We start from the raw sequence: 17,179 nt of genomic DNA, 5'->3' as shown, positions 1-17,179 counted from the left end.
GATAATTAGATTTGGTTTTTAAGGATTTCTTCTTCTGTTGTAGGAATGATAAAATAAAATTCAGAACCCTCATCTGGCACACTGTTTACACCTATTGTGCCTCCGTGGCGGTTAATGATTTCAGAGCAGATATATAAGCCAATGCCCAGGCCATTAAACCGGTTACTGTTTTCTTCTACCCGATAAAATTTATCGAAGATTTTGTGCTGCTGCTCTTTCGAAATACCTATACCAAAATCTTTCACGGCCAGATAAAGTTTTTCATCTTTAATATGCGTGGTTACATTAACCTGATTAGTACCTGGCGCATATTTAATTGCGTTGGTAATAAAATTGATGACTACTTGTTCTAAACGCATTTCATCACCAAATATCATTTCGTCTGTTTTACCCAGTTTACTGATTTTAAAATCGGGATTAGATTGCTGTAACATCTCGATAGCATTGTTTACCATATTATCAGCATAAAAGCTTCTCATGTTAAACTTCATCTTCCCGCTTTCAATTTTCGAGATATCGAGCAAATCGACAATTAACTCGTTTAGTTTTTCGAGCTGGATACTGGCTTTTTCGAGGTGGTTTTGAGCCATTGCTTTATCATCTCTATTAAGGCTGCGCTGCAATAGCTGAATATACCCCTTTACACTTGTTAAGGGCGTTTTAAGCTCATGGCTCGCAATACTGATAAATTCATCTTTTTTATGTTCGGCCTGTTTCCTGAATTCGATTTCTTCGAGCAGTTTTTCCTGTACCTCGTTAAGCTTTCTATTTTGCTCGTAAATGCGATAAAATGTTTTTATTTTAAGGAGCAATACATTAATATCAACGGGCTTGGTAATGTAATCCAATCCACCACTAAGGTATCCTTTTGTAATAAATTTTAACTCGGTATTTACAGCAGAAAGAAATATAATGGCGGTATCTTTTGCCTTACTAAAACCCGAAATGGTTTCGGCCACCTCAAAGCCATCCATATCTGGCATTTGTACATCGAGAATAATCAGGACGTAGTTATTTTTTAAAACTTTTTTCAGCGCTTCCTCCCCAGATGATGCGGTATCAACCTCAAAATTATGTGCCTGGAGTACTTTCTGTAACGAGATCAGGTTTTCGGGCCTGTCATCAACTATAAGGATCATCTTTATTAAAACAAATAAGAAGCCGGGATAATTATGTTTGGTTTGAGATTAAATCTCATTAACTGTAAACAAACAATCTGCTTTTAAAAAAGTTTTTATTTTTTTATAAATTACTTGAATTAAAGGTATCGCCCTGTCTAATATCTCCAGTTTCAAAGCCTTTTTTAAACCAATACACACGCTGTGCAGAGGTACCGTGGGTAAAAGAATCGGGTTGAACATCACCTGTAGCCTGTTTTTGCAATTTATCATCGCCAATGGCATTCGCCGCAGTTAATGCTTCTTCTATGTCGCCTTCATCCAATTTAAAATCTTTAAGGTTTTGTGCATTGTGCGCCCAAAGTCCTGCAAAGAAATCGGCCTGTAGCTCTAATTTTACTGACAAACGGTTATATTCTTTTTCGCTAACCTGGCCACGTGCCTGATCTAACTTTTCAGAAATTCCTAATAAATTTTGAACATGATGGCCAACTTCATGTGCAATTACATAAGCCTGGGCAAAATCTCCGGCAGCACCGAAACGGTTTTTTAAATCGTCATAAAATGACAAATCGATATAAACTTTATGGTCGCCCGGGCAATAAAACGGCCCAACATTGGCACTTGCATTCCCACATGCTGTTTGCACAGCTTCCCTAAATAGTCTGAGTTTAGGATATTCATACTGCTTGCCCATAGCTTGAAATTCTTTATCCCAAACTTGCTCCGTAGATTCTAGAACACCTGCCACAAACTGGGCCTGCGGATCGTTAGCTGGTACGCCCTGTTTTACTTCCTCCGTTCCTGTAGTTGCCGGAATCTGGCTAACCAAACCTGTTAAATCTCTACCAAAAATTAAGCCCAGCACTACAATTATTATACCTACGCCACCACCGAGGATGGTTTTTCCGCCCCCACCACTTCTACCGTCTTCAACATTATTACTGCCTTTACCAAACCATTGCATAATCTCTTTTTTTAGTTTAATGAATAACCTTAATTCCGGGACAATTGTTATGCTAAAGTATAAATTATTTTGATTGATTTATCCATTCTCATTTTTGTCAAAAAAAAAGAAGCCAAGTTTAAAACTTGACTTCCCTGTATTGTCTTCTTGTACTACCTGAAAGATTTACTAGCTATTAAAAACAGTAATTGCTTTTGCAATTCTTGCCTTAGTTTCTGCTATGCCCAATAATACAGCAATATCAAAAACACCTGGGCCAAATTTACCGCCAACCAGCATAATACGGAAAGGCAACATCAATTCGCCTGGTTTAAATCCTTTTTCTTCGGCAAGGGCTTTAAAAGCTGCTTCGGAAGTAACCGCATCAGTTAAAGTTAAACCATCAGCCAAAGCATTAAAAAATGCTGCTTTTTCGGCTGTCCATTTTGGCTTTACCGAATTTACGTCATATGTTGTTGGTGAGGCAAAAAAGTAACTGCTTTGTGCCACAAAATCGGGTAACAGTGTACAGCGATCTTTAATTAAATTAATAACGGTATTTAAAAAAATATCATTGTTAACTTCAATACCTGCTTTTTCGAGCTCGGTTTTAACGGCTAAATGTAAATTGCTAACTGAAGACTGTTTAATCCACTCATGATTATACCACTTGGCTTTTTCGAAGTCGAATTTAGCCCCAGCCTTACTAATTCTTTCTATCGAGAATTTTTCTTCCAGTTCTTTTAACGAGAATAACTCCTGGTCGGTACCATCATTCCAGCCTAAAAGCGCTAGCATATTGATAAAAGCTTCGGGCATAAAACCCATTTCTTTAAATCCCTTGGTTATATCTCCGGTTTTAGGATCGGTCCAGTTCATGGCATAAACCGGGAAACCTAATCGGTCGCCATCTCGTTTACTTAATTTTCCATGTCCATCTGGTTTTAAGATCAGAGGTAAGTGTGCCCATGCAGGCATCTCTGCTTCCCAGCCTAAATATTTCCAAAGTAAAATATGAACAGGTGCGGAAGGCAACCACTCTTCCCCCCTAAACGCATGACTGATTTCCATCGCCTTATCATCAACCACAACGGCTAAATGGTAGGTTGGCATTCCATCGGCCTTTAATAATACTTTATCATCAACCAACGAGGTTTCGAAACTTACATCACCACGGATTAAATCGTTAAAATGTACAATTTCATTGGCTGGTACTTTAATGCGGATAACATGCGGTGTTTTGGCCGCCAATAATTCTTCAACCTCGCTAATGGTAAGGGTCAATGAATTGCGCATCTGCATACGTGTGGCCTGCCCGTATTGAAAATTTGGAATTTCTTTCCGTTTGGTCTCTAAATCTTCCGGTGTATCGAAAGCGTAATAGGCATAACCATCGCTAATTAACTGTTCGGCAAATTTACGATAGCTTGCTTTGCGTTCGCTTTGACGGTACGGGCCATAAGCACCAGGGTTGTTAGGGCTTTCATCTGGTGTAATGCCACACCAATCTAAACAGTTTACAATATATTGTTCTGCGCCTTCTACAAAGCGGTTTTGATCGGTATCTTCTACTCGAAGTATAAAAGTTCCATTATTTCCTTTCGCAAACAAATAATTAAACAAGGCAGTGCGCACACCACCTAAATGCAAACCTCCGGTTGGGCTTGGGGCAAATCTTACTCTAACTTTCTTATCCATGATTGAATTGTTGAGCGGTTGGCGCTGGACGGTTGGCGTGATGAACGCCTATCGCCATACGCAAAGCGCAAGACGGCACAAAGATATGTTTTTCATCCATTTTATAGCGTTTTCATCTATGATGAAGCTATTATGCTTTCAAAATGATTGCTGTAAGGTTTTTGAAAAAGCATAATGGTTTTATGTTTTTTTCGTTTTGTTATTGTAATTTGGCTAGCTAAAGCATGAATCCCTATCAAAAGAAACGCCGCTGGAAGTTTTTTCTTCTCATTTTTGCCATCTTAATTGGCATTGCTTCAGTATTTTACACCGATTCTTTTGTAAAAAAAATGGAACGCGAAGAGGCCGACCAGTTTCACCTTTGGGTGAAAATCCAGGAACGGGCCATGTTTCTTTATGACAATGACGATTATCGTGATATAGTAGAAACCGTTAGGAAAAACACAAAAACGCCTGTAATCATGACAGATTCGGCCGGAATGATTACCTCATTTAACGGTCTCGACAGTACAAAAACCAATTACCCCATTTCGGATGCCAAATTAACTTACGATAGTCTTTATTTTGTGCGTCAGTTAAGGCAGATGAAAGCACAGCATCCGCCAGATGAAATGAATTTTTTAGGTAAAAAATTTAAAGCTTACTATCGCGATTCTTTCATTTTAACGCAGCTGAGGTATTTTCCCTACATCCAAATGGGTGTTATTTTTCTTTTCCTGTTAACGGCCTACGCGGCATTTAGTTCGGCCCGGCGGGATGAGCAGGACCACGTTTGGGTAGGTTTGGCGAAAGAAACGGCACACCAGCTGGGTACACCGATATCATCGCTCATGGCCTGGACGGAGTTAATGAAATCTAAGTTCGATGCTGAAGATGATCCGCTGATTGCCGAGATGGAGAACGATATTAAACGTTTGGAAATTATTACCGACCGTTTCTCTAAAATCGGTTCTAAACCTATACTCGAAGACCATACGGTTTATATCGTTATCAGCGATTTTATCCGCTATTTTAAAGTGCGAACGTCAGACAAGGTTAAATTTAACATTACCGGCGATGAGCAGGTAAGGGCGATGTTAAACGTTCCATTGTTTGATTGGGTGATTGAAAACCTTTTAAAAAATGCAGCAAACGCGATTGAAAACGAAGGCTCTATTTCCATCAATATTATAGAAAATTTAGCCAAAGAGCAGGTATTTATTGATGTGAGCGATACCGGAAAGGGTATTCCAAGATCTAAGTTCGATGCGGTTTTTCAACCTGGCTATACCACGCGTAAACGCGGTTGGGGCTTGGGTTTATCGCTTACCAAACGGATTGTAGAAAATTACCACAGTGGAGAAATTTTTGTAAAAGACTCTGAACTCGGTAAAGGCACAACTTTTAGAATAATATTAAAAAGCAGTTTAAGATATGAACCGACCACAGCCTAACGAATATCCAATTTGGGGCGAAACCTATATCAGTAAAGTTGACCGAGATATTTTCGAAATATTAAATGATCAGATCCAAAGTCTTCCGGCCCTGTTTAGGGCGAATGCCGATAAAGCTGATTATGCCTATGCCGAAGGTAAATGGACACTAAAAGAAATGCTAGGCCATATTATTGATGCTGAACGTGTTTTTGCTTTTCGCATTACCTGTTTTGCCCGAAAAGAACAGCAACCTTTACCAGGTTTCGAAGAAGATGACTATGTACTAAACGCCCGCTTTGCTGAACGCGATCTGGAAGATCTGATTGAAGAGTTTATCGCACTGCGTAAAGCCAATTTATACCTTTTTAAATCTTTAAATGAAGAAGAACTAAACAGAAAAGGTATTGCTTCGGGCAGAGAAATTAATGTAAAATCTATTTTATTTATTGTAGGTGGTCATATTTTTCACCACATTTCCATTTTAAAAGAACGTTATCATGTGGTTTAAAAATTTTACTGTTGATGAGCTGAACAGCCGTCCAAAAAATCATCTTGGAGCGCTACTCGATATCCGTTTTACCGAAATAGGTGAAGATTTTATTATCGGAACCATGCCAGTTGATGAGCGCACACACCAACCCGCTGGGATTTTACACGGCGGTGCCTCGGTGGTTTTGGCAGAAACACTGGGCAGTATTGCTTCTTATATGTGTATCGACCCAGAGAAATATGTGGCTGTGGGTTTAGAAGTAAACGCCAACCATTTACGGCCAGTAAAAAGCGGTTTGGTAAAAGGCATCTGCAAACCCTTACATATTGGGGCAAAAACCCATGTTTGGGAAATTAAAATTTACGATGAGCGGGGAAAGATGAACTGTATTAGCCGTTTAACCGTAGCGATTATTAATAAACCACAGTAAAAACGACCCTGGTTTATTTAGTTGGTTTTTGCAGGTTTCCCAATAGCCAGTTTTGCAATATTCCGGGTAAGCTCGGTTGGCGAATTGCAGTCGCAGTTAGTGAGGCCAACTACATAAATATCTTCGCTGGGAATATAAACGCCCATGGTTTTAAATCCAAATATACTTCCGCCGTGCTCTCTGGTAGCTATTCCATCGATATCTTTTAGGTGCCAGCCATAGCCGTAGCTTAACATTTTGCCGTTATTTAATTTATACTGCGAAAACATTTTCTTTGTTTCATTGGCATTGAGCAATTTATTTTGATTTAAAGCATTCTGCCACTTCAACAAATCAGCCACAGTAGACATTAACGAACCAGAAGAAAAAGGAACGCTAAAACTAATTGCCGTTTTATTTACATAAGTATTTTCTTTCTTCTGGTATCCGTAAGCCCTTTGGTTTATCACCCACCTGTCGCTGGCATAATAAGAATGGCTCATACCAACCTGATCAAAAATATGCTTTTTAATAAAATCTTCGTAACGTTCGCCCGAAACCAGTTCTATAAGATAACCCAATAGCACATAGCCTGAGTTATTGTATTCGAATCGCTCGCCAGGAGCAAAATCGACAGGTTCATTTTTGAAAAAGTCGACCATCATTTTAGGTGTCATCTCCTTTTGAGCGATGCTGCCAAGCGATTTTATTTGGGTAAAATCTCTAATGCCCGAAGTATGCGTAAGGAGCTGGTGTATGGTTATTTTATCGCCAGCCTGGTAATCGGTAATATATTTGGAAATAGGATCACTTACACTCAGTTTACCCTCCTGCTCCAGCATCAGTACCGCAACAGCCGTAAACTGTTTCGTCATTGAGCCTAGTTGGAAAACATTTTCAGGAGTCAGGTTTACCCCAAGTTCCAGATTAGCCTTTCCAAAAGCTTTTTGGTAAATCATTTTTCCTCTTTGGGCAATCATAAATACACCCCCGGGCCCTTCCTTATCTTTTAATACTGTCGTAATTAAACTATCTACCTTATCGTTTAGCTTTTGCGCCCTTACCGGAACAGCATATACTAAACTACAGGTTAAAACAAGGAAACACCCTAGGGCATAAATACGTTTTGGCTTCATTGGTTAAGATTTAATACGATTATCTTTTTTCGTTATCCAACCATTTCTTTTCCACCAGGTAAGAAACGATTAAACCCAATCCGCCGAAAATTCCGATGCAACCAAAATAAATGGCTACTGACTGCCCTTCCTCACTGTGCGTCATATCATTGCCGAATACTCCCCTAACGGTAAAGAGTGCTACCAGCAAGCCAATTCCTAAACCAACCAATAGCAAACCGAACTTTAAACTTAAAAACGGTTTTGGCGTGGCCTTATGCACACCTGGATCGATTCCCCTTTCGATCATTGCCATTTTCTCTTTATTAGATAGATAGCGGATTCCAAATACCATTGCGAATGCGCCTAAAAAAAGCGAGATTGGAACTAATATACCTTCCATGATTATAATTTTTTAATTTGTAAATATTCTATTGCTTAAATTGAACCGTGTTCTGTGTATTATGACTACATGCTTTTTAATCAGGTTACACCCTTGCTAAAAAAAATCGATAGCTTTATCAAACATTCAAAATTCCCTTGTACAGTCTGTTAAAAAATATAGAAATCTTTAAACCACTCAGCAATGAAGCTTTAGAAAGGCTGGCAGCTGTTTCCAAACTGGTAGAACATCAGAAAGGAACGATTTTACTCTATGCTGATAAAATTGAACCTTATTTCTACATCCTCGAAAGTGGTATTGCCAGAGCCTATTCTGACGGCGAAAACCAGCAGATCACCTTTTGGTTTGGGCAAAGTGGTGCCGTTCTTTTTTCTTTTAACAGCTATATTAATAACTGCCCCGGATACGAGAATGTTGAGCTTTTGGAAAATAGCCGTTTAGTTCAGATCAGGTTAACAGATCTTTTTTCGCTTTACAGCCAACATTTAGAAATTGCCAACTGGGGTAGAAAAATTGCCGAGCAGGAGCTAATTGCTACTGAAAGAAGATTAATAGACCGGGCTTTTAAAGGGGCGGCAGAGCGTTATCGGGATTTTGTAAATCAATCTCCTGAGCTGATTAAAAGAGTAGCCTTAAAACATATTGCCTCTTACCTTGGTGTAACACAGGTTACCTTGAGCCGAATAAGGGCTGCTCATAAATAAAATCATTTTTTAACATTTGTAAAATGTTGCCCGGTAAATGTGCCTTAAATTTGCGGAAACACATTTATCATGAACTGGATTATCTTAATTATAGCTGGTCTTTTTGAGGTTGGCTTTACTACCTGTCTTAAATTATCGAACAATTTTTCGAATATAAAATGGAGTACCGCTTTTTTTGTCTGCATTATTTTAAGTTTCTTATTGCTAAATAAAGCAACCCAAACTTTACCCATGGGAACTGCTTATGCAGTCTGGACAGGTATCGGTGCCGTAGGAACGGTAATTATCGGGATTTTTTACTTCAATGAACCTGCAACCTTTTGGCGGATATTTTTTATCTGCACGCTTATCGGGTCAATTGCAGGACTCAAGTTTTTCGCCTCGAATTAGTGGATAACCTGCGAAGTTTATAAGGCCAATAACACAAGCAAAACTTCGCAAGTTTTACCGGGGTCTAACACATATTTTGGGTTTACAAGGTGCACTTACGCTGTTCATAAACCTGGTGGCAGCGGCAGCCCCGAAACTTGAGTGTAAGACGGAACTCCTCTATGAAAAGCTGCCCTTCCATTTCCAAATCATAAAAAATACATCGTTGGTTTTATCTTTTTGGAGCGCAATACCTGTGCAAGAAAATAACGGAGTTCCCGTGTTCAGCTTGTACGCTTCGGCTTCGTTCCTCCGCCTGCAGAGTACCGCTTCACCCGGGGCTAGATGGCTAAAACAGCATTTCATTTTTAGGGTTTTCAAGGCGCACATACGCTGTTCGTAAACCTGATGGCAGCAGCAGCCCCGAAGCATGAGGGCTACAGCGAACAGCAGGACTGCAATCCGCCATGAAATACTGCCCTTTCGTTTCCAAAAAAACAATTCTACATTATTCATCTGACTATTTACAAATAATAAATCTCTTTAATGATGTTTCACGTGTAACCTACTTATCTTTAATGTAGTCTTACTACGAAAGATGGAGCAAAAACCTACAGATTTAGAGCTGATCCAGAAGGTATTGAACGGTGAAACCGATCAGTATTCCTTATTGGTAAAACGCCATCAGCGCTTCGTGTTTACGCTTGCTTTAAGATTTTCGAAAAACAGGGAGGATGCTGAAGAAATTGCGCAGGATTGCTTTGTAAAAGCATATAAAGCTTTGGGCACCTTTAAACAGACGGCTAAATTTAGTACCTGGCTGTACACGATCACCTATACTACGGCCATGACTTTTTTAAGGAAAAACCGCTTAGATACCACATCTATTCATGATGAAAGTACCGTTTTACAGCTCGAAAATCAGACTTCTGGCTTTAACGCTAATGGTTACGAGAGACAAGACAGCCATACTTTTTTAAACATTGCCATTACCCAGCTTTTACCAGATGATGCGGCCATTATTACGCTATTTTATAAAGGCGAGCAGAGTTTAGAAGAAATTGGCGAAGCATTGCACATGGAGCCCAACACCATAAAAGTTAAGTTGCACAGGGCCAGACAAAGACTTAAAGAAAAATTACAATATTTGTTAAAAGATGAAGTAAAGGAGTTACTATGAACACAATAGAACAACAGCTTTGGGACTATATTGATGGGAATTTGAACGATTCTTCAAAAAAAGCCATCGAAGAAAAAATTGAATCAAATGCTGAGATTAAATCGCAGTATGAGGAGCTGTTAAAGCTTAATTTAGTTTTTAATGAACTCGATCTTGATGAACCCTCTATGTCTTTCAACAGAAATGTAATGGAAAGCGTTGCTTTAGCTCCGGCCCCGGTAGCAATGAAAACAAAGGTCGACAAAAAGATTATTTACAGTATTAGCGGTTTTTTCTTGGTCTCTCTACTGGCCATATTGGGTTATGTATTTTATAATGTTAACTTCAAAATGCCTCAATTCCATTTCAAGGCGAATTTAGACTTCAATGTAGAGAAATACATTACACCTACTGCTATTTATGCCTTTCTTTTTGCAGACCTGGTGATCGGATTAATCTTTCTCGATCAGTTTTTAAGGAAGAAAGTTACTCAGAAGTAAGAAAGCTTAAATAGCTCCCGCAAATCAATTGATTTACACAGATTTATGTTCATCTGTGCTTTTCCCGAAATCTGCGCGAACTCAGCAAGGTAAATATTAACCCAAGGTTTTTAAAATCTCCAGTCCCTTGGGCCAAATACCAAAGCCAGCATCGGCATTAATATGTCCGGCGGCTCCGATATTAATAAATTCGCTTCCCCAATTTTTGGCAAAAAACTCAGCCCTTTCTATAGTTACCCATTCATCATCGGTACTGGCTACAACAATTGTTTTGAAGTTTAATTTATCTAGGCGCACATGATCGAAACCAACTGTTGCAAATGTATAACGTGGCGCTTCCAAATCGCTTGGCGCAACCAATAAGGCCCCTTTAATTATCCTTTGGTATTGTTTTGCCCAGTTAGCTATTGCAGTACAACCTAGGCTATGGCCAATTAAAACTACATCGTCAAGATTATAACCGGTAAGGGCATTATCTATATTTTCTATCCAATCTTTACTTGCCGGTAAGTCCCACTCCTGTTGATTGATACGGATAAAATTGTCTCCTGATTTTTCGAAGTGCGTTTGCCAATGGTCTGGCCCAGAATTGCCCAAACCAGGAATGATGAAATAATAAGTCATGATCTGTGAGGTAGAAAAAAGAAAATAAAAAAGGCCGCCATCGCAAGAAAGCAGCCTTCTCTGTAAATATGATAAATAAATTAAATTACTTTCACATTAACGGCGTTTAAGCCTTTTTTACCGTTAGCAACTTCGTACTGAACTTTGTCGTTTTCACGGATTTCGTCGATAAGACCTGTTGAATGAACAAAAATTTCGCTATCGCCATTCGCAGGAATGATAAAGCCAAAACCTTTAGTTACATTGAAGAATTTTACTGTGCCTTCTTGCATTGTATTAAATATTAAAATTAAGTATGCAAGGTAAGTTTTAATTTTTAAAATCAAAATAAATTTTAACATTTTTTTAACGTTAAAATTTTGTAAATAGCAGATTACTAAGGCTTTTTAATTGCCTTCCCGATCATTGTTAAAGTAATTTCGCTATTGTGCGGAATCCCTAACGTTGTCCCTGGAGCCACATCAAAAAGGTTTCGAACATAGATATCAGCAATTCCCTGAGCCACCTTTTTTTTAGCTTCAGCATTCTCGGGAAGCACATTGTAAATCGTTTTTACATGTATCCCTCCCTGAAAATCGACAACCGCCGCAACCTGGTAAGCAAAATCTTTATAAGCCCGATCTATTCTGATAATATACTGTGGAAACATATAATCGTAAGCTTCTGTCCGGTTGTTTGTTCGGTCTACCGTACTGATTTTCTCGACCCTAACAATTTTGCTTTTAGGAATAAATTGAACCGGGTTTGTAGCGGCAAAAGCACTATCGCTATTAGCATTAACCTTAGCAGAACGTTTCTCGATAAAAGCAGTATCGGCTTTGGTTGGTTTTTGCAAATCGGCAGCCTTAGCTTTCAGTTTATTTTTAATGTAATCCTGTGCATAAAAGGTCATGTTTACATCCGAACGGACATCTGAGGCTATTACCTTTCCGTCTACCTGTATACGTTGAAAAACCAGACTATCTTTACTGATGTGTTTTACTTTAAAAAATTCTGCGGCGAAGTTATATACGTTTCCGTGATCGTACTGCAGGTAAAAATTCTGCATCCTCTGTTTTTGGGGGCTCCAGGCCGACATGGTATCTTCTTTAACCACTTCTATGATCCAAGATGGTTTTTGCATAAAACCATCCTGATTAAAAGAATACCCATCTTTAAAACGGCGTTTTACTTCCACATAACGGATGCCTTTAACAGGTTCAAAAGTAAAATCCCTAAGGGTTGGATCGCTAGTTTTAGTGCCCATTTTACAGGCACTGAGCATGAGCACAAAAAAGAAAAAGTATATCGAATTTTTAATCATTTCAACAAAATCTTCGGCTAAAATAAGTTTTTTTAAGCAGTGTTGTGTTGCAATGAATTTTATCTTTTAACCTGCTTCTTTACCAAAATGACGTTAGCAACTTTACGCTGCCCTTCATGGTCCCATTTTTTATTATCAGTTGGATAGTTGATGACACCATTATCGGGCATTCCGTTTACCCACAAAGTTGTAGAACCACCGCCATCAAAATTAATGGCACTGGCACAGCCCAACCAACGCATTAATTTGGTTAGTTCGAATAAACTCATGCCTGCGGAGTTTTCATTCCTTCCATCAACGGTTAATAAAATCACGCGCCCGTTTGGTTTTATGCCCAGGCAGGTGCGAGGATGGCGTAAGCGGCTAAAGCCGGTAGTATCTAACGTTTCATCAGCATGGTTCAAAGTTAATAAAGGACCGTTTAACAAAATATTTTCAGCGGTCAGTTTGGTTTCCCAATCGGTTGTTCCATCCCACTTTTTGATCGAAATTTTTCCATTCTCAATTACAACCGCAGCTTCCTGATGCCTTGCCCGATTTCCACTCTTATCCAAGCGGTTAGTATTAATGGTTTTCCCATTAACGCGAACAAAATCTACTGAACCTCCATTTTTCACATCGAAAAAATTGCCATTTATTGCAGCAATTGCTGTATCGCGTAAACCGAAATTACTGGTGGTAAGCAGTTCTTTCTCTTCTGCACCAATAGCAAAAACGGCCTTTCGACCAGTATTTTTTATTTCTAAAAATGAAATATTTTCATTTGCAGCGAAAAGATTTTTCTGATCAAAGTGATGCTGAAATAAAACCACCTGCCTGGCAATTTTGTTTTTATGCCATTTGGTTTTTACGATTGTTAATGAATCTGTACTTTGGCCAAAAGCAGATAAACCGTATGTGAATAAGGTAGCGACAAACAATAATCTTTTAAACATGATGGCTGTTTTGATCATAAAATTAGAAAACTGTTGCGTGTTTAGCTCAAAGCATCAAGAATTATACAAACGCGGTCAATAAAAAAACCTCGCAGGTTTTGAAAACCTGCGAGGTTGCTAGCGCGAGCGACCAATTGGATGATCTGCGACGTTTTTAATATGATTGCATAACGTAATTAAGCTGTCAACTTAATCTTTATTATTTCTTCGGATCTAAAATATCTTTAATTCTTATATTTAAATCTTCGTAATGTGCTTTGGTAATGGCATCGCCTGCTGCTGCCCTGGCTTTTGTAGTAGCTAATAAGGTTTTCAGCTCTGCTCTAACTAATGGCCTGATATCAGATAAGCCAACATTAATTGGCGTTAAACCATAACTTGCTGCATAATCTGCAGGAAATCCAACCGGAAGTTCGTTTTCTTTAGTCATTAGATCCTGTAAACGGTCTACATAAGCACGTTGTAAATTACGTTTAAATGCATCTGCTCTTCCTGCAACAAAAACTGATGATCTTAAATCAGTAAATAACTCAGGTAAGGTATATGCTTTTGCAGCGCCGTTTTTTGTTTCGTTATCTAACAAACGTGCAATACGGGATGCCGATAGCAGGTTCCCCAAAGTATTTGTTTGAACACCTTTAATGCGGTTTAAAAGCACTCCGTTATCGAATTTACTTAATTGATCGTTACTGATTAACCAAAGTGGCGTAGTAAATAATTGTTGATTGAAGAAAGCAATGGCTTCTTTTTGCTTCGCCTTGGGTAAATAAGCGTAAACTGGTCCTTTTTGATCGTAGGTTTTAAAATTTTCGCTTAATCCACCAACGTTTGTGGCCACATGCCCCATATAACGGTTAAACTGGCCAACAATTTCGGTGTAGATTTCTTTTAAATCGCTGTAATCTTTTCCTTTTTGATAGGTCCATTTTTCTACGTTTGGAAGAATGCGTTTTAAATTAGCAATACCATAAGTACTTGCTTTCATCGCATTATCGCCTAAATCTTCGCTCTGTAAACGAGGATCTAATGATGTTCCCTGACGGCCATAGAAATATAAAGGATTACCTGCATTTTTTAATGTCCACTGATCTAAAACCTCTTTTTCCTGTTCTGCAGTTTTATTTCCAGGAATCCAAGAATATCCCCATTTCACTACCCATTTATCGTATTCTCCAATTTGCGGGTGAAGCTTGGTTACGCCATCGCCAGGCTGAGCGATGTAGTTAAAACGTGCATAATCCATAATAGATGGTGCGGTACCATGTTTATCTGTAAACGATTTTGAACGTAATGAATCAACCGGGTAAGCATAGCTTGAGCCAAAATTATGCGGTAAGCCTAAGGTATGACCAATTTCGTGTGAAGAAACAAAACGGATCAATTCGCCCATTTGTGCATCAGTAAATTTAGCTTTACGCACTTCAGGGTTAATAGCTGCTGTTTGTACAAAATACCAGTTACGCAATAGATTCATTACATTATGGTACCAACCAATATGCGTTTCTAGAATTTGTCCGGTACGAGGGTCGCTAATATGCGGGCCATAAGCATTTGCAATATCTGAAGCAAAATAACGAACAACCGAATATCTAGAATCTTCTACACTAAACTGAGGATCTTGTTGTGGTGTTGGCGCTTCTTTACCTATAATAGCATTTTTAAAACCAGCTGCTTCGAACGCTACCTGCCAATCGTTAATTCCCTGAATCAAAAACGGCACCCATTTTTTTGGTGTCGCAGGGTCGATATAAATTACAATAGGTTTAACCGGTTCTACCAGTTCGCCACGTTTGTATGCATTTGTATCTTTCGGAACTAAACTCCAGCGGTGAATATAGGCTGTACGCTCTGCCTTTTGTGCATTGCTTCCATAATCGATTTGAGATTGACCAAAAAAACCAACTCTGCTATCCATTATTCTGGCTTTTACAGGAGTTTTTGGCAATAATAACATCGAGGTATTGAATTCGAAAGTAACCGCTCCATTACTATTATCGGTTGGAGATTCTGCTGCGCGGTAAGTTTTAGCCGTTTTTACTTCAACATTAATAGGGAAAGTTTTTACCGTATCGATATAAGACCGTGTTGCATCGTACATGGTAACTTTATAGGCTTTACGGATCTGATCAGTAGCGCCAATTGCCATTACATCACCATTATAAAAATCGGTAACATCAATCACAACGCCAGTAGTGTCTTTATTATAGGCCTTAATTTCAAAGCTTGCCAAAATCTGTGCAAGATTAGAGTTTTGTACCGATTCGTACATATCACTGTTCGGGTCGGCCTTAGTTGAATAACTTGGTACGCGGATGTAAACCTGTTTACCTCTACGTTCCCATTTCCAAACCTGTTCGTTTAATTCTTCACCGCCATATTGCTGGTTGCCAACTTTTACGCCTGCGGGTACTTTTGCCAGTCGCGTAACCACAAGCATTTCGCGGTTAATCATCGAATCTGGTATTTCAAAATACCATTTATCGTCTACTTTGTGTGTTTTGAATAAGCCATTTGTTGTTCTGGCTTTTGCAGTAATTACTTCAGAGAATGGTTTAATTCCTTCTTTTTTTGGTGCTGCTGCTGGGGATGCAGTTGGAGCTGCAGGTGTAGCCCCTTTTGTTGTTTTAGATTTTTTCTGGGCATATGCCGAACCTGATCCAGCTACACCAAGTGCTACGATACCTGCTAGGGCAAGTACCTTAAAGTTTTTCTTCATGTGTATATAAAAGTTAGTTTGCTTGGCAATAAGAGGTTAAAGTTAAAGGCTTGTTACAGCACAATTCATTTGTAACTGGAAAATTACGCTTATCAGATCCGCTTTTCAAGGCGTACCACTTTAAAATAGACTTGATTATCTCTAAAAATTTCAAAAATTATATTTCTATCTGCTTTCGATTTAAACATTTCGGTAAGGTCGTTTAAAGAATAGGCATCAATGTTTTTAAAGTTTACCGCAATAATTTCATCATCTGGACACAAACCTGCTTTTTCCGCCGGGCTATTTTCGTCTATTTCTCCAATCATAACCCTTTTATACTCTTTCTGATCGAGATAAATCACCATACCCACCATATCGTGTTCGAAAGGGGTCTTACTTAATCCATTAGGTTTAACATAAATAAAGCCATCCTGGTAGTTAAACTGGATATTAAATTTCCGAAGTAAATCGGCACCCAAATTCCCGTTCCGTTTTGATAAATCGATCTTATCTGCAATGCTCTTAAAATTAGGGAATCCGGCAACAACATCTTTAAAAATATAACCTCCAACATTAAGTTTATCTACACGCCCAATATACCCTTTAATCTGCCCGCTAAGACTCATTCCTAAATTAGCTTTGATTTTTTTTTCTGGCAGCGGGAATTCGGTTCCTCTTAACATTTCGAGCGATAAAGCATGGCTGGCTCCGGTATCCATTAAAAACCTGGCTTCAACTGTTTTGTCGCCCGGAACATCAACTGTAGCTAAAATATATGGTTTCTGGCTCTCTATTTCAATGGGTATTTTTTTTCCGCGATATTTAATCTTAGCATCGTGATCGTAAATAATCAGCCTATTTTCACTGTACCTGATATCAACAATAAAGCTGTTAAAAAAACTAAAACCCAGTAAACCATAAATTTTCAGCCCTAAATGCCCCGACAGGTTAAAGAGATCTTCTTTTAAGATTGCCGTAGGTATATGCTTGATGCTTGCACTCCCTACTTTAACATCGAGGTTTTGAGAAACATAAGCCTCAACGGTTTCGATGCCCAGGCCAGAGACCGTAATTTTACGGAGCATACTAAAATTCAACGAATCGATAATAGATGGATCTGTGATAATCATAGGCCCAACTCCGGTGTCAAGAACAAAATCATATGGTCCTTTTCCGTTTACATACACCGGAATAACCATTAGGTTTTTGATACACTTAAAAGAAATAGACTGTTTTTGGCGATTTCTTTTAAAAAGGAACTCTTGCCCAAACCCAGAAAAAGCAAGAAATATA

At 38.7% G+C, this 17,179-nt stretch carries 19 protein-coding genes; 7 read left to right on the top strand and 12 right to left on the bottom strand.

Annotated elements, in window-relative coordinates; translation table 11 throughout:
- Positions 1 to 5: 5 nt before the first annotated feature.
- The 3 genes from HDC90_RS09470 to gltX all read right to left on the bottom strand — a co-directional run bounded on the left by HDC90_RS09470 (position 6) and on the right by gltX (position 3,762).
- Positions 6 to 1,139, bottom strand: a complete 1,134-nt coding sequence (locus HDC90_RS09470; RefSeq protein WP_184465714.1) for a hybrid sensor histidine kinase/response regulator — start codon at positions 1,137 to 1,139, stop codon at positions 6 to 8.
- A gap of 103 nt (positions 1,140 to 1,242) precedes the next feature.
- Entirely contained in the window at positions 1,243 to 2,085 is an 843-nt protein-coding gene (locus HDC90_RS09465) for a neutral zinc metallopeptidase (protein ID WP_184465713.1), read from the bottom strand.
- A 168-nt stretch (positions 2,086 to 2,253) separates the two neighbouring features.
- On the bottom strand, positions 2,254 to 3,762 hold the full coding sequence (gene gltX, locus HDC90_RS09460; RefSeq protein ID WP_184465712.1) for a glutamate--tRNA ligase: 1,509 nt from the start codon (positions 3,760 to 3,762) through the stop codon (positions 2,254 to 2,256).
- 224 nt (positions 3,763 to 3,986) lie between these two features.
- Here gltX and HDC90_RS09455 point away from each other — a divergent pair, with 224 nt between their 5' ends.
- Genes HDC90_RS09455 through HDC90_RS09445 form a run of 3 tightly spaced genes read left to right on the top strand, consistent with a single transcriptional unit; the run spans position 3,987 to position 6,097 of the window.
- A complete protein-coding gene (locus tag HDC90_RS09455; RefSeq protein WP_184465711.1) occupies positions 3,987 to 5,195 on the top strand; it encodes a HAMP domain-containing sensor histidine kinase in 1,209 nt (402 codons plus the stop codon).
- On the top strand, positions 5,176 to 5,685 hold the full coding sequence (locus HDC90_RS09450) for a DinB family protein (protein ID WP_184465710.1): 510 nt from the start codon (positions 5,176 to 5,178) through the stop codon (positions 5,683 to 5,685). The genes HDC90_RS09455 and HDC90_RS09450 overlap by 20 nt, the downstream gene beginning before the upstream one ends.
- A complete protein-coding gene (locus tag HDC90_RS09445; protein WP_184465709.1) occupies positions 5,675 to 6,097 on the top strand; it encodes a hotdog fold thioesterase in 423 nt (140 codons plus the stop codon). Before HDC90_RS09450 ends, HDC90_RS09445 begins: the two co-directional genes overlap by 11 nt.
- A 17-nt stretch (positions 6,098 to 6,114) precedes the next feature.
- Here HDC90_RS09445 and HDC90_RS09440 read toward each other — a convergent pair whose 3' ends face one another.
- Together HDC90_RS09440 and HDC90_RS09435 are read right to left on the bottom strand one after the other, a co-directional pair.
- On the bottom strand, positions 6,115 to 7,212 hold the full coding sequence (locus HDC90_RS09440) for a serine hydrolase (protein ID WP_184465708.1): 1,098 nt from the start codon (positions 7,210 to 7,212) through the stop codon (positions 6,115 to 6,117).
- A 19-nt stretch (positions 7,213 to 7,231) separates the two neighbouring features.
- The gene (locus HDC90_RS09435) at positions 7,232 to 7,594 is read right to left on the bottom strand and encodes a DUF6249 domain-containing protein (protein ID WP_184465707.1); all 363 of its coding nucleotides are present in this window, start codon (positions 7,592 to 7,594) and stop codon (positions 7,232 to 7,234) included.
- Between the two features lie 137 nt (positions 7,595 to 7,731).
- Between HDC90_RS09435 and HDC90_RS09430 the strand changes: the two genes are divergently transcribed.
- Together HDC90_RS09430 and HDC90_RS09425 are read left to right on the top strand one after the other, a co-directional pair.
- A complete protein-coding gene (locus HDC90_RS09430) occupies positions 7,732 to 8,298 on the top strand; it encodes a Crp/Fnr family transcriptional regulator (protein ID WP_184465706.1) in 567 nt (188 codons plus the stop codon).
- A gap of 69 nt (positions 8,299 to 8,367) precedes the next feature.
- On the top strand, positions 8,368 to 8,688 hold the full coding sequence (locus HDC90_RS09425) for a multidrug efflux SMR transporter (protein WP_184465705.1): 321 nt from the start codon (positions 8,368 to 8,370) through the stop codon (positions 8,686 to 8,688).
- Positions 8,689 to 8,847: 159 nt separating this feature from the next.
- Here HDC90_RS09425 and HDC90_RS09420 read toward each other — a convergent pair whose 3' ends face one another.
- Positions 8,848 to 9,183 carry a hypothetical protein gene (locus HDC90_RS09420; RefSeq protein WP_184465704.1) on the bottom strand — a complete coding sequence of 112 codons (336 nt, stop codon included), beginning with the start codon at positions 9,181 to 9,183 and terminating at the stop codon, positions 8,848 to 8,850.
- A gap of 82 nt (positions 9,184 to 9,265) precedes the next feature.
- On the opposite strand from HDC90_RS09420, the gene HDC90_RS09415 reads away from it, so the two are divergent.
- Both HDC90_RS09415 and HDC90_RS09410 read left to right on the top strand, forming a co-directional pair.
- Positions 9,266 to 9,847: an RNA polymerase sigma factor gene (locus HDC90_RS09415; protein ID WP_184465703.1), complete on the top strand. Its 582-nt coding sequence runs from the start codon at positions 9,266 to 9,268 to the stop codon at positions 9,845 to 9,847.
- A complete protein-coding gene (locus tag HDC90_RS09410) occupies positions 9,844 to 10,326 on the top strand; it encodes an anti-sigma factor (protein WP_184465702.1) in 483 nt (160 codons plus the stop codon). Before HDC90_RS09415 ends, HDC90_RS09410 begins: the two co-directional genes overlap by 4 nt.
- 96 nt (positions 10,327 to 10,422) lie before the next feature.
- Here HDC90_RS09410 and HDC90_RS09405 read toward each other — a convergent pair whose 3' ends face one another.
- The 6 genes from HDC90_RS09405 to HDC90_RS09380 form a co-directional block, all read right to left on the bottom strand.
- Entirely contained in the window at positions 10,423 to 10,950 is a 528-nt protein-coding gene (locus tag HDC90_RS09405) for an alpha/beta hydrolase (protein WP_184465701.1), read from the bottom strand.
- Positions 10,951 to 11,030: 80 nt separating this feature from the next.
- The gene (locus tag HDC90_RS09400; RefSeq protein WP_010599196.1) at positions 11,031 to 11,222 is read right to left on the bottom strand and encodes a cold-shock protein; all 192 of its coding nucleotides are present in this window, start codon (positions 11,220 to 11,222) and stop codon (positions 11,031 to 11,033) included.
- A gap of 104 nt (positions 11,223 to 11,326) precedes the next feature.
- Complete coding sequence (locus HDC90_RS09395; protein WP_255497572.1) at positions 11,327 to 12,196, bottom strand: hypothetical protein; 870 nt, start codon at positions 12,194 to 12,196, stop codon at positions 11,327 to 11,329.
- 116 nt (positions 12,197 to 12,312) lie between these two features.
- A complete protein-coding gene (locus tag HDC90_RS09390) occupies positions 12,313 to 13,188 on the bottom strand; it encodes a phosphodiester glycosidase family protein (RefSeq protein ID WP_184465699.1) in 876 nt (291 codons plus the stop codon).
- Between the two features lie 199 nt (positions 13,189 to 13,387).
- Positions 13,388 to 15,904, bottom strand: coding sequence for a zinc-dependent metalloprotease (locus HDC90_RS09385; RefSeq protein ID WP_184465698.1), 2,517 nt, complete (start codon positions 15,902 to 15,904; stop codon positions 13,388 to 13,390).
- A 92-nt stretch (positions 15,905 to 15,996) separates the two neighbouring features.
- On the bottom strand, positions 15,997 to 17,085 hold the full coding sequence (locus HDC90_RS09380) for an aspartyl protease family protein (RefSeq protein ID WP_184465697.1): 1,089 nt from the start codon (positions 17,083 to 17,085) through the stop codon (positions 15,997 to 15,999).
- Positions 17,086 to 17,179: the final 94 nt, after the last annotated feature.

This window comes from Pedobacter sp. AK013 (genome assembly GCF_014205835.1).
Lineage (GTDB): Bacteria > Bacteroidota > Bacteroidia > Sphingobacteriales > Sphingobacteriaceae > Pedobacter.
This window is presented reverse-complemented; position numbering and strand designations above follow the sequence as displayed.

Coding starts and splice junctions, on each gene's coding strand:
- HDC90_RS09470 (WP_184465714.1), bottom strand. CDS start 1,139: ATGATCCTTATAGTTGATGACAGGCCCGAAAACCTGATCTCGTTACAG.
- HDC90_RS09465 (WP_184465713.1), bottom strand. CDS start 2,085: ATGCAATGGTTTGGTAAAGGCAGTAATAATGTTGAAGACGGTAGAAGT.
- gltX (WP_184465712.1), bottom strand. CDS start 3,762: ATGGATAAGAAAGTTAGAGTAAGATTTGCCCCAAGCCCAACCGGAGGT.
- HDC90_RS09455 (WP_184465711.1), top strand. CDS start 3,987: ATGAATCCCTATCAAAAGAAACGCCGCTGGAAGTTTTTTCTTCTCATT.
- HDC90_RS09450 (WP_184465710.1), top strand. CDS start 5,176: ATGAACCGACCACAGCCTAACGAATATCCAATTTGGGGCGAAACCTAT.
- HDC90_RS09445 (WP_184465709.1), top strand. CDS start 5,675: ATGTGGTTTAAAAATTTTACTGTTGATGAGCTGAACAGCCGTCCAAAA.
- HDC90_RS09440 (WP_184465708.1), bottom strand. CDS start 7,212: ATGAAGCCAAAACGTATTTATGCCCTAGGGTGTTTCCTTGTTTTAACC.
- HDC90_RS09435 (WP_184465707.1), bottom strand. CDS start 7,594: ATGGAAGGTATATTAGTTCCAATCTCGCTTTTTTTAGGCGCATTCGCA.
- HDC90_RS09425 (WP_184465705.1), top strand. CDS start 8,368: ATGAACTGGATTATCTTAATTATAGCTGGTCTTTTTGAGGTTGGCTTT.
- HDC90_RS09420 (WP_184465704.1), bottom strand. CDS start 9,183: ATGAATAATGTAGAATTGTTTTTTTGGAAACGAAAGGGCAGTATTTCA.
- HDC90_RS09415 (WP_184465703.1), top strand. CDS start 9,266: ATGGAGCAAAAACCTACAGATTTAGAGCTGATCCAGAAGGTATTGAAC.
- HDC90_RS09410 (WP_184465702.1), top strand. CDS start 9,844: ATGAACACAATAGAACAACAGCTTTGGGACTATATTGATGGGAATTTG.
- HDC90_RS09405 (WP_184465701.1), bottom strand. CDS start 10,950: ATGACTTATTATTTCATCATTCCTGGTTTGGGCAATTCTGGGCCAGAC.
- HDC90_RS09400 (WP_010599196.1), bottom strand. CDS start 11,222: ATGCAAGAAGGCACAGTAAAATTCTTCAATGTAACTAAAGGTTTTGGC.
- HDC90_RS09395 (WP_255497572.1), bottom strand. CDS start 12,196: ATGGGCACTAAAACTAGCGATCCAACCCTTAGGGATTTTACTTTTGAA.
- HDC90_RS09390 (WP_184465699.1), bottom strand. CDS start 13,188: ATGTTTAAAAGATTATTGTTTGTCGCTACCTTATTCACATACGGTTTA.
- HDC90_RS09385 (WP_184465698.1), bottom strand. CDS start 15,904: ATGAAGAAAAACTTTAAGGTACTTGCCCTAGCAGGTATCGTAGCACTT.
- HDC90_RS09380 (WP_184465697.1), bottom strand. CDS start 17,085: ATGGTTATTCCGGTGTATGTAAACGGAAAAGGACCATATGATTTTGTT.